Raw genomic sequence first — 26,938 nt, forward strand, 5'->3', positions numbered from 1 at the left:
CAAAATGCTTTTTTTTAATTATATCAAACAATAAAACAAACCGCCACACCAAAGGCATGCGCCACAAGGCACATCATTTGTATAGCAATCATAGATAAATTCTTCAAGCTCCATAAGGTCACACAATGCAAAGTTGCAGTCATAGCAATAAGGGAAATCATATCTTAAAACAGATTCCATAAAATGCTGATATGGCTTAGAATTAAAAATCTCAATCGGATTCTTTTCATTTAAATTTCCAAAGGACCATCTTTTTATAGATTTTTTCAGCCCAGAAATATAGCAAGTAAAACTATGCCAGAGAAAATAGCAGGGAGATACTTCTCCATCTACTCCTATGAACATGCATTTTTCTTCAAGAAAATCGCAGTTTCTTTTTGGATGAGGATTTGTGCGAGGAAGTTTTATTTTCAAATTCAACTTTTGCTTAAGATTTGCAACTTCTTTAAGAACTTTTTCAACTCCATTAAGAACTTCTTCATCTCTACCTATGAGATTATTTAAATGTAGAGTTATTCCTTTTTTCTCTGCCTCGTTATACATAGCTTTGAAAAGTCTAATCGGTTCACTATCCTTAGGATGAAACTCAGGAAGTGCCTTCTTTTTTATCTGCTCAAGCCAGTCATCAGTAGAATATCCCTTTTTTAAAAGCCTTGCATACCATTTTTTAAATATCCGTACTGCTTCTTTATTGTTTGTCTCATATGCTACTTTTTGTGTTGCCTCTGGTGAGTATGGAATAAGATGAGACAAAATAACAAAGCCTATATTATATTTTGCTGCTTCAATTATTGTTGGTATTATCTGATCAAGATTATCTTTTGTTATAACAATCTCTATCCCTGAGTGAAGAGGTTTTTTGCCATTTGTCCTTGTGCTTGCTACAATTTCAAGAGCTCTTTTTGCAAACTCCGGATCATGAAGTCCTGAAACAGGCACTAAACTATCAATTGAAACGCAGATTTTATTAAGTCCAGCTTTTATAAGCTCATTCATTCGCTCTTGGGTAAGTAAAACTCCGTTTGTCTGAAAGCCTATTGAAGCATTCTTTGGCATTCTTTGTTTTGCATAGGAGATAAAATCTTCAAGAGCAGGATGCAAAAGCGGTTCTCCGATTCCGCTTAAGACAAGACTTTTTAAGTATGGAAAAAGGGGAGAAAGCTTTTTGAAAGTTTCAAAATCCATATCCATTTCAGGTTGATGATAATTGGGACTTTGTTTAGGACAGATTGCACAATGAAGATTACATCTTGTAGTTGTTTCAACAATTAATCTTTCTGGATACATTTTAAAGCCTCATTGGAATCCCTCTTTCTTTAAGGTACATCTTTGCCTCCCTCACTGAGTATTCCCTAAAGTGAAATATTGATGCTGCCAGTGCTGCATCAGCCTTTGCATAGGCAAATGCCTCATAAAGATGCTCAAGTGTTCCAGCACCTCCAGATGCTATAACAGGTATGCTTACAGCGTCAGCAATTGCTCGAGTAAGCTCTATATCATATCCTTCTTTAGTGCCATCTCTGTCCATGCTCGTAAGCAGAATTTCACCTGCACCAAATTCTTCCATTTTCTTTGCCCATAGGACTGCATCAATCGGTCTCATAAGCCTACCACCATGAGTTGAAAGGACAAAACGAGTATTGTCATTGTAAAGAACATCCTTAAGCTCAACATCATCAAACCATGCCTCAGGCTGATATGCTTTTGGATTAAAGCTTTTATCAACCCTTTTAGCATCAATTGCAATTACAATGCACTGAGAGCCAAAACGGCTTGAGGCTTTCTGAATAAAATAAGGATCTTTAACTGCAGTTGTATTAATTGAAACCTTGTCTGCACCAGCATTAAGAAGGTCTCTTATATCATCCAATGTTTTAATACCTCCACCAACTGTCAAAGGCATGAAAACAACAGAGGCAGTGCGTTCAACAACATCAATGATTATTTTTCTTTTTTCGTGGGATGCGGTAACATCAAGGAAAACAAGCTCATCAGCCTCTTCCTCATCATAATACATTGCATTTTCAACAGGATCCCCTGCATCCCTCAAATTAAGAAAATTTACACCCTTTACAACCCTTCCATCCTTAACATCAAGACATGGAATTATCCTTTTTGCAAGCATTTATCCTCCAAGGTATTCCTGAAGTTTTTCCTTTAATTTTAAAATTTCTTCCATAGACATATCTCTTCCTTTTCCATCAGGATAATTGCAGTCTTCCTGTCCCCAAATCCACTTGTAAGCCTTAAGAAGAACTTCTGTTTTTTCACCCGGCAAATCATTTTCGTTAATTTCTAACATTTTAAGCACCTCATCTGGCTCATGTCCAATAAAAACTTTTTTAAGAGCATTAATAATTTTTAATGTCTCTTGAGGATTTTTCTTTCCCTTTTCCTCTAAATCTTGCCAGATATCTTTATGGGAAATAAGCCAAAGAGTTGAGTCTTGGGGATTATAAACCCAAACCATAAAATCTTCACGACGAATTTTACCATAAGTAAATTTTCCGCCTGGTTTAGTTATTACAATAGCTCTTCCATCAGATATGCCTTCAACTTTATAACCTCTGTATTCAATTTTTTCAAGCTCTTTTCTAAATTCTTCTCTTGGCATGTTTTTAATTTTTAGTTCTTTTAACTCTATTGAATGTTGATAAATGTTTTTTCGCTTGTTCATTTTATCTTTTCATACAGTAATAAGTATTCATGAACTATACTTAAGCCATTGTCCAATAGGAAAAAGTCTTTAGAGCTCTCTTCCTTCGTAAGAATCACAATTTCTTTTAGTTTAAGTTCAGTAAAAACTATTTCATCAATAAGCATTTTTGCTAAAGGAATTGTATATCCATATGATTTTCTATCTTGAGTTCTTATGGCAATATATCCATTTTCCTTTATTTTTGGCAGATAAAACCCTATTATTCGTTTGAGTTCTTCAAAAAAATTATTTAATTCTTTAAGCGAAAAATTAAGATATAAAAGTTCTAATTGAGAGTCTTGTGCGGTCTTTCTTTGTTTTTTATAAACAGATAAAGTATCAATAACTTTGCAGTTACCATTTTTGCAATAACGATTTATCAAATTCCAATAAATGAGATTCTCATAATTTTTTTCAGGAAATATCCACACAGTTGTTGTTTCAAATTTTTCAGGGGGTGTCTCAATTTTAAATGTTTGTTCATTGATTTCATAACCAAAAGCCTGTTCCTCTAAGCAAAGGCGGTCTTGAGGTTTTTCAAAAATGAAAAGATATTCATGGGCAAGCAGGAGAAAGTTGAATTTGAAACTTCTTTCATACCAAAAGCCTGTTGTTTTACAATTATGTTGTCTTTTTATTACGAGCTCCTTAAGTTTAAATCCGCTTTCTAAAAAAACCTTAAGAAGCCTAAAGCCAAGAGGCACTATGTATTTATTTTTTCTTATATCTCCAATTAAAATCGCACATTTTTTATTTGGCTTTAAAACTCTGAAACATTCTCTTGCAACAATTTGCATTTGTTTCAAAAATTCTTCAATATTGCAGTAAGACAAATCTCCTTCTTTGTTGTCTGTATAATGGATAATATTTGCATAAGGAGGATGAGTACATATTAAATCTATTGAGTTGTCTTTTAAAAAATTCAAATTTCTTGCATCACCAACTAAAAGCTCAGGTTCATAAATTTCTCCAAAAATTGAAGGCACTTTGAAATCAATATTCTTTTTTGCAAGTTCAATTGCCTTTTCATTTATATCCAAACCAATACAACGCCTTCCAAGAAGTTTACATTCAACTGCAGTTGTTCCTGCACCACAAAATTGGTCTAAAACCAAGTCTCCTATATTTGAATATTTCAAAATCACATTTCTTGGTATATAGGGAGACCAATTTCCTCTGTATTCTCCTGAGTGGGTTGCCCAATTTCCTCTGTTTTTAAAGCTCCAGACGGTAGTTGTCTCTTCCTTAAAATCTTTCGGGGCAAGAGCTCTTATTTTTTTATTTTTACTGAGAGAACTTACAGAGACTCCAGTTGACTTGATGATTGCCTGTTCAATTTGTTTATAATTAACTCCATATTTTTTCCCGATATCAATATCAGACAGTCCTCTTTTTTTATCTATGACTATCTGCTCAATTATATCCTGCTTTTTCAATAAACTCTTCATTCTCTCTTCACTGCCAAAATTGCCTCTCTTAAATTAATTTTACCTTCATAAAGAGCTTTACCAGTAATGACGCCCCAGAGTCCTTTTACTTTTTTAAGATTTAAAATGTCATCAAGTGAGGAAACTCCACCAGAGGCAATTACTGGAACTTTAAGAGTATTAACCAACTTCTCAGTTGCTTTTATATTTGGACCAACAAGCATTCCATCCCTTGAGATATCAGTGTAAATTACTCCCCAGATGCCATAGTCCTGAAGCTTGAGCGCAAGCTCAGTTGCCTTGACTTTTGTAACTTCTACCCAGCCTTTAACCGCAACATATCCATCCTTTGCATCTATGCCAACTATTATTCGGGATGGAAACATTTCGCAGGCTTGTTTTATAAAATCAGGACTCTGAACAGCAACTGTTCCAAGTATTACCCTGTCTACTCCTGCCTCAATTAAAAGCTTAATATCATCAAATCTTCTTATTCCTCCGCCAACTTCTATTTTGCCTTTGAATGTCTTTCTTATTTTTTGAATTGAGGGAAGATTGCTGATTTTTCCATCCTTTGCTCCGTCAAGATCAACAACATGGAGAACCTCTGCTCCTTCATCCTGCCATTTTTTAGCTGCATCCGCAGGATTTTCATAATAGACAGTTACATCATCAAATCTTCCTTGACGAAGTCTTACGCATTTGCTGTCTTTTAGGTCAATTGCTGGTATGATATACATTTTTTAGTATAACATAACTTACTAAAGGCAGAGTTGACAAAACCCAAAAATAAAGAAAGCCAAGCTTCACTGAGAGCCCCCTTGTTGCGAGCATAGCGTAGCAATTACCCAAAGCGTCACCGCAAGACCCCCTCAATGGGGTGAGGCAGCCTCTGATTAGTGGATAGTGGTTGGTGGATGGTGCATGGTGAACACCTCTCTGTCATTGCGAGGGACAAAGTCCCGAAGCAATCTCATAAAAAGAAAGTATAGCCTCAGAAATAAATTCTCTCGCAATGTCCATATATTTAACATACGATGACAGTAAAAAATGTCCATTTTCAAAAGGTTTTAGTTATTTTTAAATTTCTATCGCCATTTTTGACAAAAGGAAAAAATAAGGGAACAATAACCCATATTTTATTGCAAAAAAAATAAAAAATTTTTATAATATAATTTAATTCTTAAAATCCTTGTTTACAGGTGAAAAGTGTTTAAGAAAGTTTTAATTGCCAACAGGGGAGAAATTGCACTCAGAATTATCAGAGCTTGTAAAGAGCTTGGAATTAGAACTGTAGCTATCTATTGTGAGCCAGATGCAACTGCAAGATATGTCAAAAAGGCTGATGAAGCCTATCTCGTCACTCCAGGACCACTGAGAGGATATCTCAATATATATGGAATTGTAGAACTTGCAAAAAATGTAGGCTGCGATGCCATACATCCCGGATATGGTTTTTTGGCTGAAAATCCTCAGTTTGCTGAGGCTTGTCTGCAAGCAGGTATAACATTTATTGGTCCCAATCCAGAGGCTATCAGGAAAATGGGACTTAAGAATGAAGCAAGAAACATTGCCAGAGAACTCGGAATTCCTCTTTTACCCGGCACTCCTCCATTAAGCGATTTAGAAGAAGCTGTTAAATGTGCAAAAGAAATCGGTTTTCCTGTGATGATCAAAGCAGTAGCAGGAGGAGGTGGAAGGGGACTTAGAGTCTGCTATGATGAGGAAAGTCTTCGTAGACAGATATCCATTGCAATGTCAGAGGCAAAGAAAGCCTTTGGAGACGAAAGAATTTTTATTGAAAAGTTTCTTGAAAGACCTCATCATATTGAAATTCAGTTAGTAGCTGACAAATACGGAAACATAATCCATCTTGGAGAAAGGGACTGCTCAATACAGAGAAGACATCAGAAACTTATTGAAATTGCACCATCTCTTTTATTAACCGAAGAAGTCAGACAAAAGATGGGGGAGGCAGCTATAAAAATTGCAAAGGCAGTTGGATATGATAATGTTGGCACAGTTGAATTTCTGGTGGATGAGAAATTAAATTTCTACTTCCTTGAAATGAACACAAGAATTCAGGTGGAGCACACAATTACTGAAGAAGTAACAGGTATAGACCTTGTGCAAACTATGATAAGAATAGCCTCAGGAGAAACTCTCACAATCAAGCAAAGTGACATAAGGCTTGATGGTTATGCCATAGAATGCAGAATAAACGCAGAAGACCCTTTAAACGATTTCCTGCCATCCACCGGCGTTGTAACAGCCTACTATTCACCCGGAGGATTTGGAATAAGAATTGATGGACATGTTACTGAGGGATACAATGTCCCGCCATACTACGATTCTTTGCTTGCAAAGCTGGTTGCATGGGGAAGAACATGGGATGAGGTTGTAAGAAGAATGCATAGAGCTTTGAGTGAATATATCATAAGAGGAGTCAAGACAACAATCCCCCTTTACATAAAAATAATGGAAGATGAAGATTTCCGAAAAGGAAATTTCAGCACTAAATATATAGATGAAAGACTTGAGAAACTGTTATATACAGAAGAAAAAGACCCATTTGATTTAGCCGTTATACTTTCAGCAGCCATTGTTGCCCATAGTAGAGTTTAAAATGATAATTGGTGGTTCGCCTATTGCGGTGATTATTGTTTACTAACTGCTTGATATAGCCAAAAGATACTCTATAAACAATAGATATTGAGGTGTAAAATGATTAAAGCACCAGTAAAAATTATGGATACAACATTGAGGGATGCCCATCAAAGTTTGCATGCAACAAGACTAAAGCTTGAAGACATTGTACCGATTGTTGAAAAGATGGATAAAGTTGGTTTCCATTCCCTTGAGGTTTGGGGAGGAGCTACATTTGACAGTTGTTTGAGATTTCTCAGGGAGGACCCGTGGGAAAGATTGAGAACAATTCGGTCTCTTGTAAAAAACACTAAATTACAAATGCTACTCAGAGGGCAAAATCTTGTAGGATACAGGCATTATCCCGATGATGTTGTAGAAAAATTTGTTGAAAAGACAATTGAAAACGGAATAGATATTCTCAGAATTTTTGATGCCCTGAATGATTTAAGAAATATGGAAAAATCAATTGAAGCAACTCTTAAATATGGAAGAACTGTTGAGGCTGCCTTTTGCTATACGATTGGTCCAATTTACACGATAGATTACTTTGTTGACCTTGCAAAAAAACTAAGGGACATGGGAGCACACATAATCTGCATCAAAGATATGGCAGGACTTCTTGATCCATACACCGCCTACAATCTTATAAAAAAACTAAAAGAAGAAATAGACCTTCCAATTCACCTTCATACCCATGACACTGCTGGAATGGCTGTTGCAACAACTATCAAAGCAATTGAAGCTGGTGTTGACATTGTAGATTGCGCAATATCAACTATGGCTGGTGGTACATCCCAACCACCCCTTGAAACAGTATGCCATATTCTAAAAGACACTGAAAGGGATCCAAAATTCAACATGGAATTACTTGATGAGATAGCTGATTACTTCTTTGAAACAAGAAAAAAATATAAAGCCCTTGAAAGCGAATACATAGGACCTGATCCAAAAGTAATAGTTTATCAAGTACCTGGAGGGATGCTCAGCAACCTTGTGAATCAACTGAGGGAACAAAACTCCCTTCACAGAATAAAGGAAGTCATGGAAGAGATACCCCGTGTCAGGGAAGACTTTGGATATCCTCCCCTTGTTACGCCCTCAAGCCAGATTGTTGGCACTCAGGCAACCCTTAATGTTCTTACAGGAGAAAGATACAAGATGGTTACAACTGAGACAAAAAACTACTTTAAAGGACTATATGGCAGACCACCTGTTCCTGTAAACGAAGAGGTAAGGAAAAAAATTCTTGGAGATGAAGAATTTATTACCTGCAGACCCGCTGACTTACTGGAGCCAGAGTTTGAAAAAGCTAAAAAGGAACTGAGAGACAAAGCTCGTTCAGATGAGGATGTCCTAAGTTACTGCTTATTTCCAAAGGTATTTCTTGAATTCCTTGAAGCTAAGGAAAAAGGCATAAAGGAGGAATTTCCTTCTGCTAAAATAGAAGCTAAGGAAGAAGCAAAACCAACGCCAAGCCTTGCACCCACGGAATTTATGATAAATCTCTATGGAGAATCTTATCATGTAAAGGTTGGTGGAAAGGGACACAAGGTAGATGGAAAGAGACCTTATTATCTCTATGTAAACAATCAGCTCGTAGAAGTAATCGTAGAATCCATTCAAGAAGTTGTTCCAAGCGAAGAAGGTAAGGTTGAGATTAAGCCAAAAGAGTCTGTAAGGCCAAGAGCATCCGAGCCGGGAGATATTACATCTCCAATGCCGGGTACTGTTGTAAAAATAAAGGTCAAAAAAGGCGACAAAGTCTCTGCTGGTGATACGGTAGTTATTGTAGAAGCCATGAAAATGGAGAACGAAATTCATTCACCTGTTGATGGAGTTGTTGAAGAAATTTATGTAAAAGAGGGAGACATGGTCAACCCAGATGAAGTCATGATAAGGATAAAATAATGGAATTTGAAGGAATTATAAGACAAATAATCATTTCAGCTCCAGCAATTCTGATAGCCATTGTGTTTCATGAGCTTGCACATGGATGGATTGCATACAAATTAGGAGACAATACGGCAAAATATGCTGGTCGTCTTACCTTAAATCCTGTTGCCCACATAGACCTCTTCGGCACTATCATTATGCCATTTATGTTGCTTGTCCTCACAAGTGGACAATGGGTTTTCGGATACGCCAAACCTGTTCCTGTAAATCCATACAACTTTAAAAATCCCCGTGCTGGAATGGCTTTAACTGCAGTGGGCGGACCTATGGCAAACCTTTTAGTTGCAATAGTCTGCACAATTTTAATTAAGTGGATAGCTTTTCCTTTGATGGGGATTATACCAGACTTTATCTTTGAACCACTCATTTTGATTTTAAAGGCAACTATAATGATTAATATAATCCTTGCAGCGTTTAATCTGATTCCTATTCCTCCTCTTGATGGTGGAAGAATTCTTATGGGAGTGCTACCGATTAAATATGCTGAAATGATGGAGAGAATAGAACCTTTCGGTTCAATAATTGTATTGTTCATGATTGTTACAGGATTAACAAGAATTTTTGTATTACCCCTTGTTAAAATTTTTTATTCCATACTGTCTATGATTTAGGAAAGAATTCAGCCTTTTGGCTTGATATAGGAGGCGATATATGGATAGAGTTTTAAGTGGAATGCAGCCAAGCGGACCACTTCATCTGGGAAATTTAATCGGAGCACTTTCAAACTGGGTAAGAATTCAGGATAAATATGAATGCTTTTTCTTTATTGCTGACTGGCATGCTTTAACAACTATTTATCCAAATCCATCGCTGATAAAGGAATATACTTTTGATCTTCTTATGAACTTTATTGCAGCTGGACTTGACCCGCAAAAATCAACCATATTTATTCAGTCTCAAGTTCCACAGCATGCAGAGCTTCACATTTTCCTAAGCATGATAACACCTCTTGGATGGCTTGAAAGAGTGCCAACATATAAAGAGAAAAAAGAACAAATAAAAGACAAGGACCTTGACTCTTACGGCTTTTTAGGCTATCCTGTGCTTCAGACCGCTGACATTCTCATCTACAAAGCTAAATATGTGCCTGTAGGAGTTGACCAAGTGCCCCATCTTGAAATTTCAAGGGAGGTTGCAAGAAGATTCAATTATCTTTATGGAAAAGAGTTCTTCCCAGAGCCGGAAGCCCTTCTTACACAGTTTCCAAAGGTTCCTGGCACAGATGGAAGAAAAATGTCAAAGAGCTATGGAAATGCAATTTATCTAAGCGATGATGAAAAAACTGTTACTGAAAAACTTAGAACAATGGTAACAGACCCAGCTCGTAAAAGAAGAAGTGATGCAGGTGACCCTCAAAAGTGTCCTGTATTTGACTTACACAGGATATTTTCTACAGATGATGAAAAAAATGAAGTCACTGAAGGCTGCAAAACCGCAAAAATCGGCTGTATAGACTGCAAAAAAATTTTGATTAACCATGTTATAGACACCCTAAAGCCAATATGGGAAAACCGTCAAAGGCTGATAGACAACCCAGCGTTACTTATTGAAATCGCGCAGGAAGGCTGTAAAAAGGCAAAAAAAGTCGCCGAAGAAACGCTCAAAGAGATGAAGGAGGTCATGGGTTGGATTTCCTAAGATACAACAGACAAATGATGATTGAAGGCTGGGGCGAGGAAGGACAGAAAAAATTAAAATCCTCAACAGTTTTTATTGCAGGAGCAGGTGGACTTGGAAGTCCTGTTTCAATTTATCTTGCAGTAGCAGGAGTTGGAAAAATTATAATATGCGATTTTGACAGCGTTGAAATTACAAATTTAAACAGACAAATCCTTCACAGTCCCTCAAGAATTGGAATTAATAAAGCCCTCTCAGCAAAAATAACTCTTTCAGCCTTAAATCCTGATGTGGAAGTTATCCCGATTACAGAGAAAATTACTGAAGACAACGCATATGAACTTGTAGGAGATGCTCAAATAATACTTGACTGCATGGACAACCTTGAAACAAGATATATCCTAAATGAAGTGGCAATCAAAAAGGGGATTCCCCTTGTTTTTGGCGCAATATATGGAATTCAAGGCATGCTGAGTTTCATACATTCACCAAAAACGCCTTGTCTCAAATGCATGTTCCCTGAAGCACCACCAAAGGAAACATTTCCAGTTGTAGGAGCAACACCTGGAGTTATCGGAACACTTCAAGCTTTAGAGGCAATAAAATATCTTGTAGGAATTGGCAATCTTCTGGAAAACAAACTTCTTATCTGGAATGGACTGACACAGGAATTTAAAACCTTTAAGGCAAGAAAAGACCCATCTTGCAAAGTTTGTGGAAAGGAATAGCTCATGCAATATGCAAATGATTTCATGTTTTTTATAATCAAGTCCCTTGATAGCAACAAACATATTTATTGCTCCGGCGTTAACATAACAAGATTCTCTGCTCTTACCAAAGGAAGGCACAGACTTGGTCAAAATCCAGCTGTTAAAGGACTGCAATCTTTAAACCACGACATAAGAGCAATCCTAATTGCCAACAACGCTGTGCCTGAGACAGTAAAACATCTATCCTGCTCAAGCATGATTCCATTGACAAATGAACTATGGTACACAGAGTCATTTCTGATCAATAATTACAATGAAAGCATAGGTGACAAAATTCTGCAAACAGCTCCAGCAGAGCTTTTAAGAAAAATGTTCAAATCAATGATATTGAACGAAACTGTTCCAGACAATCTCTCTGCCCAAGAAATGCAAGACTATCTCTATGCCTTGATTGAAAGATTATCAAACAATTAGGGCTTATGAGGTGACATAAAAAAATGTCATCCTTCAGAAACTTTATCACCAACAGCGGATACAAAAACCTTAAAAAACGCCTCATTGATTTAATTCAAAAAAGCGAGGAACTTAAGTTTCTTGTAGGATTTTTTTATTTCTCAGGCATTCGGGAACTTTATGAAGGACTAAAAAACAATCCCAATGTTTTAACCCCACTTCATCAACTTTTGAATAAAAAAATTTTAAAATCAATGAGTTATAATTTTTAGATTAGCCTACAAAATTCTCTCGCACTTTCGTAAGTTCTGAAAATCTTATCCCCTACTCCCAATATTCTCAGTATCTTTTTATGTTCCTCCTTAGCTTTGCTCATAATCCTTATTTTCTCCCCCTCTATCTCAAAACCTCCTATCCCTATCTCATAAAATTTGTCCAAACACTTCTTCAGACTGTTTTCTTTGCTCTCCCTTAACCATCCTTTCTCCTTCAACTCATCCATTAGCCTGTTTAACACTGTCTGGGCTACCACACATAAAAATATATGCGTCCTTACTCTCCTGTCTTTATAATGATATATCGGTCTTATCTCTACAAAATCCTTTAACTGCTTGAATGCATCCTCCACTGTCTGTAATTCCTTATACTGCCTCTCTATTTCTTCATCTTCTTCCTTCATTAATGTCGTCTGCAAAATATACTTCCCACACATATCATATGCCTTCTTTATAGCTTCTTGCTTTGCTATTATCTGAAATCTGCCTTCTTCGTATCTGAAATCATAATAATTCTCAGCTCCACTTTTTGTCAGTTTCCTCTGCGCCCTCCTCAGTATTTTCTCCCTGTCTCTTAGCTTTCCACTTTCTACCATCTGCCTTACTTTTTCCAATGCCTCCCTGCCCCTTTTAAGTATACTTTCCAATGTCTCCCTGTCATGGCTTTCTCTGTATTCAGACCCACATAGTACATATCTGCTCTTTACCCCTTCCTCTTCACTTATATAGATGGTCACTGGCAACTCCTTCTGAAATATATCTAACTGTATACCCTTCTGCACTACCATTTTCTTTGCTTCCCTAAATCTCATCGCTAATATGTAGTTTATCCCCTCTCTCTCAAGATACTCTATATTCTGTAATGTCACCATCCCCCTGTCTCCTATAAATACTGCCTCCTTGATGTCGTATCTCTTCTTTAACTGACTTATTAGTCCCTTTACTGTCTCCTTATCTGATATGTTGCCTTCTATAACATCAAAATGCACTGGAAATTTATTCTCGTTCAAACATAAACACAACAATACTTGCTTTTTATCGGGCTTCCCATCCCTTGAGTATCCATATCTTGCAAGCCCCAGAGGTCCTTGACCCTCAAAGTATACTGAGGTAATATCATAAAGCAACAACTTTGTCCCTTGTGCTCCCGTCTTATAAAAATCATCTAACACATTATCCATCTTCTCATACAACTTGTCCATTGCCCTGTATATCTCATTTACATGCATATCCTCTTCCCTTAAATCAAACAGTTCCATAAAACCACTTCTTCGTATCCATCCCACTGATGCATACTTACTCCTTGGCTCTATTATCCTGTTAAGCACTACTGCCAAAAGCAAATCTCTTACCTTCTTTGGAAAATGCCTTAACCATCCCAGAAACCCTATCTTCATCATAAATCCTAACAGTAACAGTATATGCCCTACTGAAGTTGCATCCTCAAAAAACTTGTCTTTGTCCACTACAACCTTTTTCTCAGGTGACTTAAGCAGTTGCCTTATTTTGGAAATAAGAGGCTCACCTAAGTGAGTGATATTGGCAATTTTTTCATGCCTAACCTTTTTAGTTTTTTTGTCTCTGTAAGCTTTAGATATTTCGTAGGTTTTGTATTTTTTACCTTTTTTTGTTGACCAAGATTCTTTTACGAACATAGTTACCTCCTTTTTTATATTAGTATACAAAAATTAGACAAAAAAGTCAATATTTAAGGGAATAAATAAGCAAAAATAATAAAATTAGATTAGACTACAAAATTGAATGAAAAAAGATATAACTTATTGAATTATAAAGCTTTTGATATTTTTAAAGGCTGAAAATTGATGAAGTTGGGTTAATCTGCCGTTGCGTGTCATTGAGAATGAGTGGCAATTTCCGTTATATGAGAGGAAAAAAGCGAGCTCAGTTTGGGTAATAAAGCACTATCGTAATGACGGTTAAGAATCGCTCAATTTAGGTTTTGAATACTCATGATGCGATGCTGAATTTTAAAGCTGAGTTAATTTAACTCTTCAGGGTAAGGACTCAAGTATTTCTGTAGCAAAATATACTCGTTTTCAAATCTATAGGAGAGGCTTTTTAAAAGCTCGGTAATTACATTTAGCTGGACTTTTCCATTTTTGAATTTTTCTATTAAATCCAGAAGATGACTTTTTTCCCTTTGGTTTAACTTTTTTGAAAAATGTCCCATTATATGCATCAGGGTGTTTACATGTTTTTTTTCTGAAGGCTTTCTCAAAAAAGCATCATAAAAAATTGCCTTGTATCTTAAAATTTTCTCTTCAAATGGAATCTTGCCATCTGCAACAATTTTACCAAGCTCCTTTAAATGCTTTTGGCTATAAGTCATTAGTAGATATTTATATTTAGAGTGAAAATTAACGAGAGATTTAGGAGTAGGATTTCCATAAAATTCCCTAAACTCAGAAAAGGCAAATATTCTTGTAAGAAAATGCTTTCTTATTCCTTCATCTCTTAGCCTTCCTTCATCTTCCAGTGGAATATTAGGGAAAGCTCTCTTGATGCCTTCAGCAAAAAAACCGTGTGTTTTTCCTATCACAGAGCCATTTCTGTAGAGTTTGGTTGAACCAACTCCGCAAGAAGGAGATTTTGCTTTTAGAATAAAACCATCAATGCTGCTTAAAGAAGCAATCTTTTTTTCTATAAATTCAGTCATTTGTTCTGTAAAATCAAGCCCTGTTTCAGGCTGAATCAGTTTTTTTGAATTGCTATCTTCAACTATAATAACCCTTTTTCTTGGAATACCAAGCCCTATTTCAACCTCTGGGCAGGCAGTTATGTAATCTACAAAAGGCTTTATTTTTTCAACAAAATCGTCATTTACGATTCCACCATTGTATCTTACAGCTTCACAAAAGCATCTGCTTAGAAGTATTTTTGGTTTTGCCATGATTTATATTATAATCAAAAAATGTTGGAAAACTATACACAATCAATTCCTTCTGCAGTTCAGGCTCTTTTTGCTGGAATTTTTACATGGGGATTAACAGCATTGGGAGCATCGTTGGTATTGTTTTTCAAAAAGGTAAACCGACGGATACTTGATACAGCTCTTGGATTTGCTGCAGGCGTTATGATTGCTGCAAGTTTTTGGTCTTTACTTGAGCCATCAATTGAAATGTCGCAGAAATTGGATGTTCCATCTTGGTTACCACCTTCAATTGGATTTATTACAGGAGCAGTTTTTTTGAGATTGATTGATATGGTGCTTCCCCATCTTCATTCACCTTCATCAGAAGTGGAAGGTATAAAAACGACTTTCAAAAGAAGCACGCTTTTGGTTTTAGCTGTAACTCTGCACAATATTCCCGAAGGACTGGCTATCGGAGTAGCATTTGGAGCACATACACTTGAACCCTCCTCTGTAAGTCTTCTCTCTGCAGTTGTTCTTGCAGTTGGAATAGGAATCCAAAATATTCCTGAAGGCTTTGCCATATCTATGCCACTTAGAAGCGAAGGCTTTAGTAGAAAAAAAAGCTTTATGATAGGACAACTTTCAGGCTTGGTAGAGCCATTGTTTGCTTTGATAGGAGTGTTGCTTGTTGAAGTAATGCAAAATCTTCTTCCATATGCTCTTGGTTTTGCAGCAGGTGCAATGATTTTTGTAACTGCAGAAGAACTTATTCCTGAATCTCAAAGAAATGGCAATTCAGACCTTGCAACAGCCGGGCTGATAACAGGTTTTACTCTAATGATGATTCTTGATGTAGCTTTTAAGTAAATTATCCTTTAAGCTTTTTTGCTATCTCTGCCAATCTTTTTCCAAAAGCTATGCAGATGTTCTTTTCATTTTCATCAATTTCTCTTTTATTCTCAGCCTCTGCTACATGTCCAGGACCATATGGTGAGCCTCCTCCCTTTGTTAAGTATAATCCGGGAACAGAGTATGGAACTCCCACCACAACGCAGCCCAGATGGAATAAGACAGTCATGAATGTTAAAATAGTTGTCTCTTGCCCTCCGTGCATTGTTCCTGTTGAAACAAAAACTCCTGCAGGTTTGCCCTCAAATACTCTTTGCATCCAAAGTGGTCCAAGCTGGTCAATCACATTTTTAAGCTGAGCTGAAACATTTCCAAATCTTGTCGGTGTTCCAAATGCATAACCATCAGCTTGCTTGAAGTCTTCAAGGCTCACCACAGGCACATCCTTTTGCATTTCAATTCCTGCCTGAATATCAGGTCTTGCTTTGATAATCTCCTCTGACATAAGCTCAGGACATCTTCTTATAATCGGCTCTGCACCAGCTTCCTTTACACCTTCTGCAATATACTTTGCCATTTTATAGGTATTTCCAAAGGTACTGTAATATAAAATTAAGATTTTCATAGCATTCACCTCGAAAATTTTTTACTAATTAAATTATACCAGAAAAAAAGATTATGTGAGTGTATGTGCAAGTGTATGTGAAAAGTGAGTGGTGAGAGATGAGAAGTGATAACGTTTAACTTTTTACGTCTTAAGTGTAACCCAAATTGAGTGATTTTTTATAAAACTTCCTGTTAATCTGTTATTAAGAGCCATCCTTCCTACTCGTCATTGCAAGACATCCTTCAGGATGCTGAAGCCCCACTTCATCAACTTTTGAATAAAAAAATTTTAAAATCAATGAGTTATAATTTTTAGATTAGCCTACAAAATTCTCTCGCACTTTCGTAAGTTCTGAAAATCTTATCCCCTACTCCCAATATTCTAAGTATCTTTTTATGTTCCTCCTTAGCTTTGCTCATAATCCTTATTTTCTCCCCCTCTATCTCAAAACCTCCTATCCCTATCTCATAAAATTTGTCCAAACACTTCTTCAGACTGTTTTCTTTGCTCTCCCTTAACCATCCTTTCTCCTTCAACTCATCCATTAGCCTGTTTAACACTGTCTGGGCTACCACACATAAAAATATATGCGTCCTTACTCTCCTGTCTTTATAATGATATATCGGTCTTATCTCTACAAAATCCTTTAACTGCTTGAATGCATCCTCCACTGTCTGTAATTCCTTATACTGCCTCTCTATCTCTTCATCTTCTTCCTTCATTAATGTCGTCTGCAAAATATACTTCCCACACATATCATATGCCTTCTTTATAGCTTCTTGCTTTGCTATTATCTGAAATCTGCCTTCTTCGTATCTGAAATCATAATAATTCTCAGCTCCACTTTTTGTCAGTTTCCTCTGCGCCCTCCTCAGTATTTTCTCCCTGTCTCTTAGCTTTCCTCTTTCTACCATCTGCCTTACTTTTTCCAATGCCTCCCTGCCCCTTTTAAGTATACTTTCCAATGGGAAGTTATAATAAAATTGTGTCTATTGTGCAGATATTTTTTGGATTAGAGGAAAATGGGAACTAAAAAGAATAATAGCACAAAAAAAACAATTTATGGAATAACCTTAAAAAAGGAGGAATGGGAAGTGATAAGGCAGTTTGGGCTTGAAAATTTTATTAAAGAAATTGCAGAGATGCCACCTCAGGAAAGCATTAAAGTTTTAGCTGAGATGCTTTTTAATTTATTGATGAAGAAAGAAAGAGATTTTTTTGTAGAGGCAGACTCTGACAACAAATCAAATGGGTTTTATCAAAGACAGCTCGGATGTATGTTTGGAAATTTAAATTTGTCAGTGCCAAGACACAGACAGGGAAGATTTCGCTCCGCAGTGCTACCACCTCATTGGAAAAGATTTGACAAAGATTTTGAGGATTTCATCCTAAATCTGATTCTGTAGAGTTATTCTCCATCAAAAATCAAAAGTCTTCCAGAAAAGCATGAATCTTCCATATTCTCCTGAGCAAATAGAGGAGTTAAAAGAGGAGTTATACAGTAAAGCAAAAGAATTAGTAAGCCGAGAACTGCCTTCTGATTGTTTTGCCCTATTTTGTGATGCATATCATACAGAGATGAAGGATGAAAGCAGAAGAATTCGTAAAGCAGTCATCTATACGGTTTTAGGGATATATATACAGATGAAGAAAGATTTGTATGGGTATTATGTTTTTATTGGCTCAGAAAACAAAGGAGATTGGCTCAAGATATTTAACAATCTGATTAGCAGGGGATTGAGGAGAGTAATGATAATTGTCTCTGATGATTTTCCAGGGCTTAGTGAGGCTGTAAAGACCTTATTTCCTCAAACTGACCATCAACTTTGCCTTGTTCATATGCAAAGAAATATTTACAAAAATATGTCAAAGGCTGATGCAAGGCAGTTTAGTGAAGAGATTAACAGAATAAAACACATAGGCGATTATGAGGATACTGTCAGGGAATTTGAAGATGTGCTAAAGAGATTTGAAAAGAAATATCCTGCCTATATAAAGATGCTAAATAGCAAGAAGGAGAATTATTTTTGTTACAAGAAATATCCAGAAGAGATAAGAAAGCACATATATACAACGAATGCGGTAGAGAATATAAATAGCAGGCTGGAAGTCTTAAGGGTAAACTCTGGAGGGTATTTTCAATCTGAGAAAACTGCATCAGTGGCTATATATGTGATAGTAGATAAAATAAGAAAAGGCAGATGGAGCAAACCGATGGCTGTATCTCGTGGGGTATTGTATGAACTTCAACAAATGTTTCAGATGAGATTTGCGCATGAGACACAAAATTCTTGACAACTGTCTCTATAACATCAAAATGCACTGGAAATTTATTCTCGTTCAAACATAAACACAACAATACTTGCTTTTTATCGGGCTTCCCATCCCTTGAGTATCCATATCTTGCAAGCCCCAGAGGTCCTTGACCCTCAAAGTATACTGAGGTAATATCATAAAGCAACAACTTTGTCCCTTGTGCTCCCGTCTTATAAAAATCATCTAACACATTATCCATCTTCTCATACAACTTGTCCATTGCCCTGTATATCTCATTTGCATGCATATCCTCTTCCCTTAAATCAAACAGTTCCATAAAACCACTTCTTCGTATCCATCCCACTGATGCATACTTACTCCTTGGCTCTATTATCCTGTTAAGCACTACTGCCAAAAGCAAATCTCTTACCTTCTTTGGAAAATGCCTTAACCATCCCAGAAACCCTATCTTCATCATAAATCCTAACAGTAACAGTATATGCCCTACTGAAGTTGCATCCTCAAAAAACTTGTCTTTGTCCACTACAACCTTTTTCTCAGGTGACTTAAGCAGTTGCCTTATTTTGGAAATAAGAGGCTCACCTAAGTGAGTGATATTGGCAATTTTTTCATGCCTAACCTTTTTAGTTTTTTTGTCTCTGTAAGCTTTAGATATTTCGTAGGTTTTGTATTTTTTACCTTTTTTTGTTGACCAAGATTCTTTTACGAACATAGTTACCTCCTTTTTTATATTAGTATACAAAAATTAGACAAAAAAGTCAATATTTAAGGGAATAAATAAGCAAAAATAATAAAATTAGATTAGACTACAAAATTGAATGAAAAAAGATATAACTTATTGAATTATAAAGCTTTTGATATCTTTAAAGGCTGAAAATTGATGAAGTTGGGTGAAGCAATCTCATCAAGCATAAAGGGAGACTACTTCGGCTTGCTTTCGCAAGCCTCGTGATGAAAAAAAAGGCGAACATTGCGAGTGGTCGCTACCCTTCGGCTCACAACAGGTTTAGACCCGAGGTAATCTCGCCTCTTTTTGCAGTGAAGAGATTGCCTCGTCTGGCTAACTACAGGATTATGATAACGAAAAAATAAACTGTGATACTTATAATAAAATTTAAGAGTCTCACAAGTAAGGATAAATTTAAATTCCCATTCTTTCAAGGCTACGATACTGAATCGCCTCAGCTATGTGATGGATTTTAATGTCTTGAGAACCTTCAAGGTCTGCAATTGTTCTTGCAACTTTTATTATCTTTGAATGTGCCCTTGCACTGAGCCCGAGTTTTTCCATTGCATTTTGAAGAAGTTTATGGCAGTCTTCGCTTAATTTACAAAATTTTCTCAGATGTTTGGCTTTCATGTGGGCATTAAAATATACTCCCTCGCCTTTAAATCTTTGAAGCTGTATTTTTCTTGCCTCAATAACCCTTTCACGAACAGTTTTTGAGCTCTCTCCTGAGCTTTCATCTCTGAGTTCGCTGTATTTAATCTTTGGCACTTCAATGTGGATGTCAATTCTATCAAGCAGAGGACCTGAAATTTTAGACCTATAACGCATTATCATTGCAGGTGTGCATGTGCAAGGTCTTGTCTCATCTGCATATCCGCCGCATGGACAAGGATTCATTGCTGCGACAAGAAGAAATCTTGCTGGAAACACAACTGTTGCATAGCTTCTTGCAACTGTTACAAATCCGTCTTCAAGAGGTTGTCTCATTACTTCCAGAACATTTCTTTTAAATTCTGGCAATTCATCAAGAAAAAGCACACCGTTATGGGCAAGAGATACTTCTCCCGGCTTTGGAATTTGTCCTCCGCCAATAAGTGCGATATCACTGCTTGTGCTGTGGGGACTTCTGAATGGTCTTTGAGTAATCAATGCTTTTCCATCTGGAAGAAGCCCAGCTGCACTGTATATCTTGGTTGTTTCAATTGACTCTTCAATGGTCATCGGAGGCAGAATCCCGGGAAGTCTTCTTGCAAGCATGCTCTTTCCGCTTCCCGGTGGTCCTATCATTAGAAGATTATGCCCGCCTGCAGCTACAATCTCCAATGCCCTTTTTGCCTGAAACTGACCTTTCACATCTGAAAGGTCTTCATACAAGCTTTCATTTTCATATGAAATATCGCTTTTAAATGGCTTTATTTCTCTGTCTCCCTTTAAAAACTCAACAGTCTCTGCAAGGGATTCAACAGGATATGCTTCAACTGAAGTGACTACTCCTGCCTCATAGGCATTATTTTTCGGAATTAAAACCTTTTTGCCCTTTTGTTCGCTTAATCTTGAAACAATGCAAAGCGTTCCCTTTATTGGTCTTACTTTGCCCTCAAGAGAGAGCTCTCCCAGTATTAAAAAATCTTTTAATCTTTCTTTAGGAATATGCCCCTCTGCAGAAAGTATTCCTATTGCAATTGGAAGGTCAAAAGACGAGCCTTCTTTTTTTAAGTCCGCAGGTGCGAGGTTGACAGTTATTTGTTTTAGGGGAAAAGGAAATCCTGAATTTTTGAAGGCTGCCTTAATTCTATCCCTTGACTCTTTTACAGCTGTATCAGGAAGTCCAACAATGTTAAATTGGGGCAGTCCTCTTTCTGCAATATCAACTTCTACTTCCACAGCATAAGGCTCTATTCCTATCAAATGTGCACTTTGAACCTTGGAAAGCATTTCTTTCCTCAAATTTTTTATTTATATCATTTAAAATCTGCTGTTTGGAACGGTTCCATTTGGGAGCAATTAAAATCTCCTCAGGTGCTGTTGCAAAGAGCCTCTGAATAACAATGTCTGGAGAGAGTCTTTCAATAAAGTCAACAACAAAGTCAAGATACTCTTCATATTTAAAAACTGGGAAAGGTTCTTTGCTGTAAATTGAGGCAAGAACTGTGTTTTTTACAACCTGAAGTTGATGAATTTTGAGAAACTTGATTGGATGATGATTTATCTCATCTGCCATTGCGAGAGATTCTTCTCTGGTCTCTGTAGGAATTCCGACAATTATGTGCGCACCAACAAGTATTCCCTTCTCATTGGTATCATAAACTGCCTTAAGGAAAGTGGCATAGTCATGCCCACGCCTTACAAACTGCAAAGTCTTTTCATACATTGATTGCATACCATATTCAACAATAATCATATGAGTCTGGTTAAGCTCTTGAAGAAGTTCAAGCTTTTCATCATCTACGCAGTCTGGTCTTGTTCCTATTGCAAGTCCAACCACGTCTGGATGGGAAAGAGCTTGTCTGTAAAGTTTCTCAAGCACTTCAACAGGTGCATAAGTGTTGGTATAGGGCTGAAAATATACAAGAAAGGCTTTGGCTTTGTATCTTGCTTTTAAATATTCAATGCCATCTTCAATCTGTTGTTTTAGAGGTTTGGAAGGAGCACAGCTTGCTGGTCTAAAGGAGGCATTATTGCAGTAAATACAGCCTGTTCTTCCAAGTGTACCATCCCTGTTTGGGCAAGTAAATCCTGCATCCACATTGACTTTATAAACCTTTTTCCCAAAAACTTCTTTAAGATAGTCTCCAAAGGCATAATAATGTTTCTTCATAGTTTTTTCTAATATATTTCAGCCAAAATAGTCAAACAGGTAATTTTTTAGATTACTCTATTTCAGTTGTAAATTCCAAAGCTCACTGTAGAGTCCACCTTTTTGGAGAAGTTCTTCGTGAGTGCCCTGTTCTATTATTTCTCCTCTGTCCATTACTATAATTTTGTCAGCCCTTTTAATTGTTGAAAGTCTGTGGGCAATTACTATTGTTGTTCTTCCCTTTCGCATCTGTTCAAGGGCTCTTTGTATTTTTTCCTCTGACTCCGTATCAAGAGATGCGGTTGCCTCATCAAATATTAAAATTTTAGGCTCCCTCAATATTGCCCTTGCTATGGTTATCCTCTGTCTTTGTCCTCCTGAAAGAAGAACACCTTTTTCTCCAATGTAAGATGCATAACCCTGTGGAAGATTTATTATAAAATCATGGGCATCTGCCATTCTGGCTGCTCTCTCTACCTGCTCTTGAGTTGACTGAATATTTCCGAATCTAATATTATTTGTCACTGTATCGTTAAATAAAATAACATCCTGTGTAACCAGTGCTATCTGAGACCTCAGACATCGTAAAGAATACTCTTTAATGCTTAAACCATCAATTAATATATCTCCCTCTGTTGGAAACCAAAATCCAGCTACAAGGTCTGCAATGGTTGTTTTGCCAGCTCCTGAGGGACCAACTATGGCTACTGTCTCTCCTGCTTTTATTTCAAAATTTATGTTTTTAAGAGTATGTTCCTTTGCAAGGGAATATTTAAAGTAAACATTTTTAAAAAGTATATCTCCCTTGATCTGTCTTTCAACTCCCTTCTCAGGTTCATGTTCAACAAATATTATCTCACGAAGTCTCTCAACCACATTTCTTCCCCTTTGAAAAGAAGCATTAACCCTGCTTAATCTCTTAAGGGGAGTATACATCAACACTACTGCAGTGGCAAAGGAGAAAAAATCTCCTGATGATATCTTGTCATTGACAACTAAATAACCACCATAAAATAGAATTATTGCAACACCTACTCCTGCAATTGTCTCAGACAGGAGATTTGTAAACTCTTCAGTTCTTACCTCCCTCATTATGTTTCTGTAGTGCTCTTGTAAAGCTTTTCTGTATCTGTTCAACATGTCATTTTCCATTGTAAAAACCTTTATAATCTTTATGCCATGCAAAGTCTCAGTCAGCAAGGATGTTACATTGGCAATTCTGATTCTTGTTTTCATTCCTATATCTTTCATTCTCTTGCCAAGCTCTGTCATTGAATAAACCATAAGGGGAATTACAACGAAGGAAAGTAAAGCAAGGTCCCATCTTCTGTATATAGCAACACATGCCAATGCTATAATTGTAAGACCTTCAACAATAAAGTCTTTGATTGTATTGGAAACCGTGCCTTTAAGTAAATCAACATCATTGAGAACCTTTGAAATCAGATTTCCAGAAGTATCTTTACAAAAAAATGACATCGGAAGTTTTAAAAGCTTTTCATAAATTGCTTCTCTGACAAACTTTACTATTTTTGCACCGATTGAATTCATTAAATAGTTGTTCAAAAATGTAAAAATTCCCCTGAGTGTAAAAAGCACAACAACCAGAATTGGTATTAGATATAAAAATTCTTCTGATTTTTTTACAAAAATCTGATCCATAGCTGGTTTTACAGACCATGCAATTGCTCCATTTATCCCAGAAATTGCCAAACTGCACAGCAGGGCAAAAAGGAGTCTTAGCCTGTAAGCTTTGAGAAGTCGCCAGAAAACAGCAAGGTCATCAATCCATGATTGTTTAAATTTTATTTTGAAATATTTCTCTATTTCCATGCCTTTTCCCACACTTTAGCATACTTTAAAAAGGAATAAAAGCTATAAAGAATGGCTAAAATAAATCCTCTTAAACCATCAAGAAAGCCGAGCCTAAGGAGATACATCTTAAAAAAGGTAAATATGGGTGACAAAATTAGTTTAACAATCACCTTATATTTTGAAGGTTTTTTGTTTAAAATTTCCAATGCTGAAAGGGTGGAGTATTTTTGCATTTTTTCAATAAACTCTTCTATGCTTTTATATGTAAAATGAAGCAATGGTGACTTCAAATAGCCTGCTTCACCTTGTAATGAAATTTTTTCATGCACAAGTCTATTTTCCATTCTACCCTTGTCTTTCTTAGAAAGTCTTAGTGTATAATCTGGCCACCAGCCACTATGTCTAATCCATTTGCCTAAGAAAAAATTTTTTCTCGGGATAAAATATCCGTCTTTGTCGCCCTTTTTAATAATTTCAACAATCTCTTCCTTCAACTCCTCTGTAACTCTTTCATCCGCATCAAGAATTAGAACCCATTGCAAAGAAGTCTTATCAACCGCCATTTGTTTCTGTTCTGCAAAGCCTTTCCATTCAATCTGATAAATTTTATCTGTATAGAGTCTGCAAATCTCCACAGTTTTATCTGTGCTAAAAGAGTCTACAACCACTATCTCCTCAAAGTCTTTCACTGATTCAAGGGCATCACGGATGTTGTCTTCTTCATTTTTTGTGATTATTGCAACTGAAACAGGAATCTTATTCATAACAATATTTCACCAACCACCAGTCACCATCCACGAGCCAATAAAAATCATCCTCCTATTGTGGACATTGCTCTTTGGGGCTTTGTATTTTCAGAGATACCCTGAGGTTTTGAAAGAATTGTCTGTATGATTATCTCTCTTATTTCATCATCGGATGCGCCACTTCTTAACAAACTCTTTAAATTAACTTCTCTGTCTGAGAATAGACAGGGTCTCAATTTCCCTTCTGCAGTAAGCCTTAATCTATTGCATCTGCTACATATATGATTGCTCAGGGGGCTTATAAATCCTATAAGTGCCTTGTTTCCTTCAAGGGTAAAGTATTCTGCAGGTCCTGATTTTTTAATCATAACTGGAACAAGTTTTCCAAATTTATTTTCTATTATCTTCCTCATTTCCTCTGTAGAGATAAATAGCTCCTTTTTCCATGAATTAGGTCCAACAGGCATGAATTCTATAAACCTTATCTGATAAGGCACTTCCATACTCCAATTTACAAATCTTTCCAATTCGTCATCATTAATACCTTTCATGACAACAACATTTATTTTTATGGGTTCTAATCCAACTTTTTGAGCTTCTTCAATGCCTTCAAGAACATCTTTTATGTTACCTATCCTCGTTATTCTTTTGAATTTTTCCTCATCAAGTGAATCCAAACTTATATTCACTCTTTTAAGTCCCGCTTCATGCAATTGTCTGGCAAATTTTTTGAGAAGTATAGCATTTGTTGTCATTCCAATATCTTTTATTCCTTCTATCTTGGAAAGTCGAGCTATAAAATCTACAATATCTTTTCTCAAAAGAGGCTCTCCACCTGTAATTCTTATTTTTGATATTTCCAAATCTACTGCAATTCTGACAATTCTAAGAATCTCTTCATAACTAAGTATCTCGTTGTGGGGCAACAAGTTTTGTATGCCTTCCTCTGGCATACAATATATGCAACGAAGATTGCATCTATCAATAACCGAAATTCTTAAATAGTTTATTGCTCTTTTGTAACTGTCTTTCATCTGCTTTTTTTCTCTTTAGTCCTTGAAGATTTCTTACTTGGCTTTGATTTAGTTGAAGTACTCTGACTTTTTAGTATTTCTGCTATCTTTTGCTGAGCAATTTCTGCTTCCTTAGAATTTGGGAATCTCTCTATTACTCTTTCAAATACCACTTTTGCTGTTTTTTTGTCCTTTAACTCTAAAAATGCCATTCCTTCCTTAAGCAAAGCTCCAGGTGCTTTGTCATGCTTTGGATATTTTTTTAAAAACTCCTCATAAGCAAGTATTGCCTCTTCATATTTTTTCTCATTGTAATAGGCCTCTGCTGTCCAGAAATAGCAATTTGGAATAAGTTCAAAATCTGGATATTTTTTTATAATCTCCTGAAATTTATCTCTCGCAGAGGCATACTTTTTCTCTTTAATGTCAACATGGGCTAAGTCATATAATTCTTTAGGCATCTTCGCATCTGCTTCAACTTTTTTCTCCTGTTCAGGCTCTTTTTGAGCTTGAGTTTGAGCCTGTGGTTGAACAGTCTTTGTTTGCAACTCAGCAATCTTATCACTCAACTCTTTAAATCTTTTATCAATATTGAATGTATGCTCTTCAAACCTTCCCTTTAAATTCTGCAGCTCCTTTACATAATCCTGAGTCTGAGAAAGAAGAGTAAGCTGTCCTTCTTTTAGAGCTATTGCTGTGCTTAGGTCTGCTGACATTCTATCTACTCTTGTTTTTAACTCCGACACTTCCTGCCTGAGTTGATTATTTTCTACATAAAGTCTTGCTATATCAGCCTTCATTTGCTCAAAATCACCAGTTGAAACACAACCTGCAGAAAAAGCTGAAATAAGTATGCCAGATAAAATCATTTTAAATCTTTTCATTTGCCCTCCTCTATAAACACAAAGTGTGCTCTTCTATTTTTTTGCCAGCAAGTCTCATTGGACTCTGTGCAAACAGGCTTTTCTTTTCCATAACTTACTATATCTATTCTTGCAGACTGAATGCCAAGCGATATTAAATACTGCTTTGCTGCATTTGCCCTCTTTTGTCCAAGTGCAAAGTTATACTCCGTTGTTCCCCTTTCATCGCAGTGTCCTTCAATAATTAATCTAAGATTTGGATACTTCTGCAAAGCTGAAGAAACCTTCTTTAGCGTTTGAATTGCATCCTGCCTTATATCATATTTATCAAAATCAAAGTAAATATCTCCAATTTCTTCCTGAAGTCTTTTAATAATTTCTGCCATTTTAGAAGATTTGACCATGTCTTCATCTGTTAATTTTTCCTCTGTTTTTAATTTTTCCTGTTCAGATTTATCCTGCATTTGTGTTATATCTGTAGATTCTTTTCCTGTTGGCATGTAAACTTTCCGTTCAGTACAGGAGACAATGAAAAGGAGGCAAAATAAAAAAATAAAGTAATGTTTTAGTCTCATTTTAAACCT

26 protein-coding genes and 1 pseudogene are annotated in these 26,938 nt (G+C 36.4%); 10 read left to right on the top strand and 17 right to left on the bottom strand.

The window, feature by feature from the left end; all coding sequences use genetic code 11:
- Nucleotides 1-18 precede the first annotated feature (18 nt).
- The 5 genes from ACYQ3P_RS05465 to hisA are packed head-to-tail and all read right to left on the bottom strand — an operon-like array spanning nucleotide 19 to nucleotide 4,865.
- Entirely contained in the window at nucleotides 19-1,287 is a 1,269-nt protein-coding gene (locus tag ACYQ3P_RS05465; RefSeq protein WP_460176932.1) for a radical SAM/SPASM family putative metalloenzyme maturase, read from the bottom strand.
- Between the two features lies 1 nt (nucleotide 1,288).
- Nucleotides 1,289-2,125, bottom strand: a complete 837-nt coding sequence (gene hisF, locus ACYQ3P_RS05470) for an imidazole glycerol phosphate synthase subunit HisF (RefSeq protein WP_460176933.1) — start codon at nucleotides 2,123-2,125, stop codon at nucleotides 1,289-1,291.
- Nucleotides 2,126-2,677, bottom strand: a complete 552-nt coding sequence (locus ACYQ3P_RS05475) for a hypothetical protein (protein ID WP_460176934.1) — start codon at nucleotides 2,675-2,677, stop codon at nucleotides 2,126-2,128.
- Complete coding sequence (locus ACYQ3P_RS05480; RefSeq protein ID WP_460176935.1) at nucleotides 2,674-4,146, bottom strand: TRM11 family SAM-dependent methyltransferase; 1,473 nt, start codon at nucleotides 4,144-4,146, stop codon at nucleotides 2,674-2,676. The genes ACYQ3P_RS05475 and ACYQ3P_RS05480 overlap by 4 nt, the downstream gene beginning before the upstream one ends.
- Complete coding sequence (hisA, locus tag ACYQ3P_RS05485) at nucleotides 4,143-4,865, bottom strand: 1-(5-phosphoribosyl)-5-[(5-phosphoribosylamino)methylideneamino]imidazole-4-carboxamide isomerase (RefSeq protein ID WP_460176936.1); 723 nt, start codon at nucleotides 4,863-4,865, stop codon at nucleotides 4,143-4,145. The genes ACYQ3P_RS05480 and hisA overlap by 4 nt, the downstream gene beginning before the upstream one ends.
- Before the next feature lie 469 nt (nucleotides 4,866-5,334).
- Between hisA and accC the strand changes: the two genes are divergently transcribed.
- The 7 genes from accC (at nucleotide 5,335) to ACYQ3P_RS05520 (ending at nucleotide 11,779) form a co-directional block, all read left to right on the top strand.
- Nucleotides 5,335-6,750 (top strand): acetyl-CoA carboxylase biotin carboxylase subunit, encoded by a 1,416-nt coding sequence (gene accC, locus ACYQ3P_RS05490; protein ID WP_460176937.1) that lies wholly within the window; start codon nucleotides 5,335-5,337, stop codon nucleotides 6,748-6,750.
- A gap of 99 nt (nucleotides 6,751-6,849) precedes the next feature.
- Complete coding sequence (gene oadA, locus ACYQ3P_RS05495) at nucleotides 6,850-8,682, top strand: sodium-extruding oxaloacetate decarboxylase subunit alpha (RefSeq protein WP_460176938.1); 1,833 nt, start codon at nucleotides 6,850-6,852, stop codon at nucleotides 8,680-8,682.
- On the top strand, nucleotides 8,682-9,338 hold the full coding sequence (locus ACYQ3P_RS05500) for a site-2 protease family protein (protein ID WP_460176939.1): 657 nt from the start codon (nucleotides 8,682-8,684) through the stop codon (nucleotides 9,336-9,338). Before oadA ends, ACYQ3P_RS05500 begins: the two co-directional genes overlap by 1 nt.
- Before the next feature lie 40 nt (nucleotides 9,339-9,378).
- Nucleotides 9,379-10,365 (top strand): tryptophan--tRNA ligase, encoded by a 987-nt coding sequence (gene trpS / locus ACYQ3P_RS05505; protein WP_460176940.1) that lies wholly within the window; start codon nucleotides 9,379-9,381, stop codon nucleotides 10,363-10,365.
- Nucleotides 10,353-11,072 (top strand): HesA/MoeB/ThiF family protein, encoded by a 720-nt coding sequence (locus ACYQ3P_RS05510; RefSeq protein WP_460176941.1) that lies wholly within the window; start codon nucleotides 10,353-10,355, stop codon nucleotides 11,070-11,072. The genes trpS and ACYQ3P_RS05510 overlap by 13 nt, the downstream gene beginning before the upstream one ends.
- Nucleotides 11,073-11,096: 24 nt before the next feature.
- Nucleotides 11,097-11,528, top strand: a complete 432-nt coding sequence (locus ACYQ3P_RS05515) for a hypothetical protein (protein ID WP_460176942.1) — start codon at nucleotides 11,097-11,099, stop codon at nucleotides 11,526-11,528.
- 23 nt (nucleotides 11,529-11,551) lie between these two features.
- On the top strand, nucleotides 11,552-11,779 hold the full coding sequence (locus tag ACYQ3P_RS05520) for a phospholipase D-like domain-containing protein (protein ID WP_460178095.1): 228 nt from the start codon (nucleotides 11,552-11,554) through the stop codon (nucleotides 11,777-11,779).
- Here ACYQ3P_RS05520 and ACYQ3P_RS05525 read toward each other — a convergent pair.
- Entirely contained in the window at nucleotides 11,776-13,437 is a 1,662-nt protein-coding gene (locus tag ACYQ3P_RS05525; RefSeq protein WP_460176943.1) for an IS1634 family transposase, read from the bottom strand. The genes ACYQ3P_RS05520 and ACYQ3P_RS05525 overlap by 4 nt on opposite strands.
- Nucleotides 13,438-13,781: 344 nt before the next feature.
- Nucleotides 13,782-14,693, bottom strand: a complete 912-nt coding sequence (locus tag ACYQ3P_RS05530; RefSeq protein ID WP_460176944.1) for a YbgA family protein — start codon at nucleotides 14,691-14,693, stop codon at nucleotides 13,782-13,784.
- A 21-nt stretch (nucleotides 14,694-14,714) separates the two neighbouring features.
- Here ACYQ3P_RS05530 and ACYQ3P_RS05535 point away from each other — a divergent pair, with 21 nt between their 5' ends.
- Nucleotides 14,715-15,524 carry a ZIP family metal transporter gene (locus tag ACYQ3P_RS05535; protein ID WP_460176945.1) on the top strand — a complete coding sequence of 270 codons (810 nt, stop codon included), beginning with the start codon at nucleotides 14,715-14,717 and terminating at the stop codon, nucleotides 15,522-15,524.
- Nucleotide 15,525: 1 nt separating this feature from the next.
- Here the strand turns inward: ACYQ3P_RS05535 and wrbA are convergent, their stop codons facing one another.
- Both wrbA and ACYQ3P_RS05545 read right to left on the bottom strand, forming a co-directional pair.
- A complete protein-coding gene (wrbA, locus tag ACYQ3P_RS05540; RefSeq protein ID WP_460176946.1) occupies nucleotides 15,526-16,131 on the bottom strand; it encodes an NAD(P)H:quinone oxidoreductase in 606 nt (201 codons plus the stop codon).
- Nucleotides 16,132-16,424: 293 nt separating this feature from the next.
- Nucleotides 16,425-17,078 carry an IS1634 family transposase gene (locus tag ACYQ3P_RS05545; RefSeq protein ID WP_460176947.1) on the bottom strand — a complete coding sequence of 218 codons (654 nt, stop codon included), beginning with the start codon at nucleotides 17,076-17,078 and terminating at the stop codon, nucleotides 16,425-16,427.
- A gap of 57 nt (nucleotides 17,079-17,135) precedes the next feature.
- Here ACYQ3P_RS05545 and ACYQ3P_RS05550 point away from each other — a divergent pair, with 57 nt between their 5' ends.
- Together ACYQ3P_RS05550 and ACYQ3P_RS05555 are read left to right on the top strand one after the other, a co-directional pair.
- Nucleotides 17,136-17,519 (top strand): transposase, encoded by a 384-nt coding sequence (locus ACYQ3P_RS05550; protein WP_460176948.1) that lies wholly within the window; start codon nucleotides 17,136-17,138, stop codon nucleotides 17,517-17,519.
- A 40-nt stretch (nucleotides 17,520-17,559) separates the two neighbouring features.
- On the top strand, nucleotides 17,560-18,408 hold the full coding sequence (locus tag ACYQ3P_RS05555) for an IS256 family transposase (protein WP_460176949.1): 849 nt from the start codon (nucleotides 17,560-17,562) through the stop codon (nucleotides 18,406-18,408).
- A 22-nt stretch (nucleotides 18,409-18,430) separates the two neighbouring features.
- On the opposite strand, the pseudogene ACYQ3P_RS05560 reads toward ACYQ3P_RS05555, so the two are convergent.
- The 8 genes and pseudogenes from ACYQ3P_RS05560 to pal all read right to left on the bottom strand — a co-directional run.
- Nucleotides 18,431-19,102: pseudogene (locus ACYQ3P_RS05560) on the bottom strand (IS1634 family transposase); the annotation flags it as partial.
- A 429-nt stretch (nucleotides 19,103-19,531) separates the two neighbouring features.
- A complete protein-coding gene (locus ACYQ3P_RS05565) occupies nucleotides 19,532-21,055 on the bottom strand; it encodes a YifB family Mg chelatase-like AAA ATPase (protein WP_460176950.1) in 1,524 nt (507 codons plus the stop codon).
- Nucleotides 20,988-21,938: a tRNA modification radical SAM protein MnmL/YtqA gene (gene mnmL / locus ACYQ3P_RS05570; protein ID WP_460176951.1), complete on the bottom strand. Its 951-nt coding sequence runs from the start codon at nucleotides 21,936-21,938 to the stop codon at nucleotides 20,988-20,990. The genes ACYQ3P_RS05565 and mnmL overlap by 68 nt, the downstream gene beginning before the upstream one ends.
- Nucleotides 21,939-21,995: 57 nt before the next feature.
- On the bottom strand, nucleotides 21,996-23,750 hold the full coding sequence (locus ACYQ3P_RS05575; RefSeq protein WP_460176952.1) for an ABC transporter ATP-binding protein: 1,755 nt from the start codon (nucleotides 23,748-23,750) through the stop codon (nucleotides 21,996-21,998).
- Nucleotides 23,741-24,496 carry a glycosyltransferase family 2 protein gene (locus ACYQ3P_RS05580; RefSeq protein WP_460176953.1) on the bottom strand — a complete coding sequence of 252 codons (756 nt, stop codon included), beginning with the start codon at nucleotides 24,494-24,496 and terminating at the stop codon, nucleotides 23,741-23,743. The genes ACYQ3P_RS05575 and ACYQ3P_RS05580 overlap by 10 nt, the downstream gene beginning before the upstream one ends.
- 47 nt (nucleotides 24,497-24,543) lie before the next feature.
- Complete coding sequence (gene moaA / locus ACYQ3P_RS05585; RefSeq protein WP_460176954.1) at nucleotides 24,544-25,512, bottom strand: GTP 3',8-cyclase MoaA; 969 nt, start codon at nucleotides 25,510-25,512, stop codon at nucleotides 24,544-24,546.
- Nucleotides 25,509-26,375 carry a tol-pal system protein YbgF gene (gene ybgF, locus ACYQ3P_RS05590; RefSeq protein WP_460176955.1) on the bottom strand — a complete coding sequence of 289 codons (867 nt, stop codon included), beginning with the start codon at nucleotides 26,373-26,375 and terminating at the stop codon, nucleotides 25,509-25,511. The genes moaA and ybgF overlap by 4 nt, the downstream gene beginning before the upstream one ends.
- Nucleotides 26,372-26,929, bottom strand: a complete 558-nt coding sequence (pal, locus tag ACYQ3P_RS05595; protein ID WP_460176956.1) for a peptidoglycan-associated lipoprotein Pal — start codon at nucleotides 26,927-26,929, stop codon at nucleotides 26,372-26,374. The genes ybgF and pal overlap by 4 nt, the downstream gene beginning before the upstream one ends.
- Nucleotides 26,930-26,938 lie beyond the last annotated feature (9 nt).

The organism is Thermodesulfovibrio hydrogeniphilus (assembly GCF_054657355.1).

Bases quoted from the DNA above. Each gene is read 5' to 3' on its own strand.
- ACYQ3P_RS05550 (WP_460176948.1), top strand. From the start codon at position 17,136: ATGGGAACTAAAAAGAATAATAGCACAAAAAAAACAATTTATGGAATA.
- wrbA (WP_460176946.1), bottom strand. From the start codon at position 16,131: ATGAAAATCTTAATTTTATATTACAGTACCTTTGGAAATACCTATAAA.
- ACYQ3P_RS05525 (WP_460176943.1), bottom strand. From the start codon at position 13,437: ATGTTCGTAAAAGAATCTTGGTCAACAAAAAAAGGTAAAAAATACAAA.
- ACYQ3P_RS05475 (WP_460176934.1), bottom strand. From the start codon at position 2,677: ATGAACAAGCGAAAAAACATTTATCAACATTCAATAGAGTTAAAAGAA.
- ACYQ3P_RS05520 (WP_460178095.1), top strand. From the start codon at position 11,552: ATGTCATCCTTCAGAAACTTTATCACCAACAGCGGATACAAAAACCTT.
- ACYQ3P_RS05530 (WP_460176944.1), bottom strand. From the start codon at position 14,693: ATGGCAAAACCAAAAATACTTCTAAGCAGATGCTTTTGTGAAGCTGTA.
- hisF (WP_460176933.1), bottom strand. From the start codon at position 2,125: ATGCTTGCAAAAAGGATAATTCCATGTCTTGATGTTAAGGATGGAAGG.
- ACYQ3P_RS05535 (WP_460176945.1), top strand. From the start codon at position 14,715: ATGTTGGAAAACTATACACAATCAATTCCTTCTGCAGTTCAGGCTCTT.
- oadA (WP_460176938.1), top strand. From the start codon at position 6,850: ATGATTAAAGCACCAGTAAAAATTATGGATACAACATTGAGGGATGCC.
- ACYQ3P_RS05465 (WP_460176932.1), bottom strand. From the start codon at position 1,287: ATGTATCCAGAAAGATTAATTGTTGAAACAACTACAAGATGTAATCTT.
- ACYQ3P_RS05480 (WP_460176935.1), bottom strand. From the start codon at position 4,146: ATGAAGAGTTTATTGAAAAAGCAGGATATAATTGAGCAGATAGTCATA.
- ACYQ3P_RS05555 (WP_460176949.1), top strand. From the start codon at position 17,560: ATGAATCTTCCATATTCTCCTGAGCAAATAGAGGAGTTAAAAGAGGAG.
- ybgF (WP_460176955.1), bottom strand. From the start codon at position 26,375: ATGAAAAGATTTAAAATGATTTTATCTGGCATACTTATTTCAGCTTTT.
- moaA (WP_460176954.1), bottom strand. From the start codon at position 25,512: ATGAAAGACAGTTACAAAAGAGCAATAAACTATTTAAGAATTTCGGTT.
- ACYQ3P_RS05580 (WP_460176953.1), bottom strand. From the start codon at position 24,496: ATGAATAAGATTCCTGTTTCAGTTGCAATAATCACAAAAAATGAAGAA.
- ACYQ3P_RS05565 (WP_460176950.1), bottom strand. From the start codon at position 21,055: ATGCTTTCCAAGGTTCAAAGTGCACATTTGATAGGAATAGAGCCTTAT.
- pal (WP_460176956.1), bottom strand. From the start codon at position 26,929: ATGAGACTAAAACATTACTTTATTTTTTTATTTTGCCTCCTTTTCATT.
- ACYQ3P_RS05500 (WP_460176939.1), top strand. From the start codon at position 8,682: ATGGAATTTGAAGGAATTATAAGACAAATAATCATTTCAGCTCCAGCA.
- mnmL (WP_460176951.1), bottom strand. From the start codon at position 21,938: ATGAAGAAACATTATTATGCCTTTGGAGACTATCTTAAAGAAGTTTTT.
- trpS (WP_460176940.1), top strand. From the start codon at position 9,379: ATGGATAGAGTTTTAAGTGGAATGCAGCCAAGCGGACCACTTCATCTG.
- ACYQ3P_RS05515 (WP_460176942.1), top strand. From the start codon at position 11,097: ATGTTTTTTATAATCAAGTCCCTTGATAGCAACAAACATATTTATTGC.
- ACYQ3P_RS05575 (WP_460176952.1), bottom strand. From the start codon at position 23,750: ATGGAAATAGAGAAATATTTCAAAATAAAATTTAAACAATCATGGATT.
- hisA (WP_460176936.1), bottom strand. From the start codon at position 4,865: ATGTATATCATACCAGCAATTGACCTAAAAGACAGCAAATGCGTAAGA.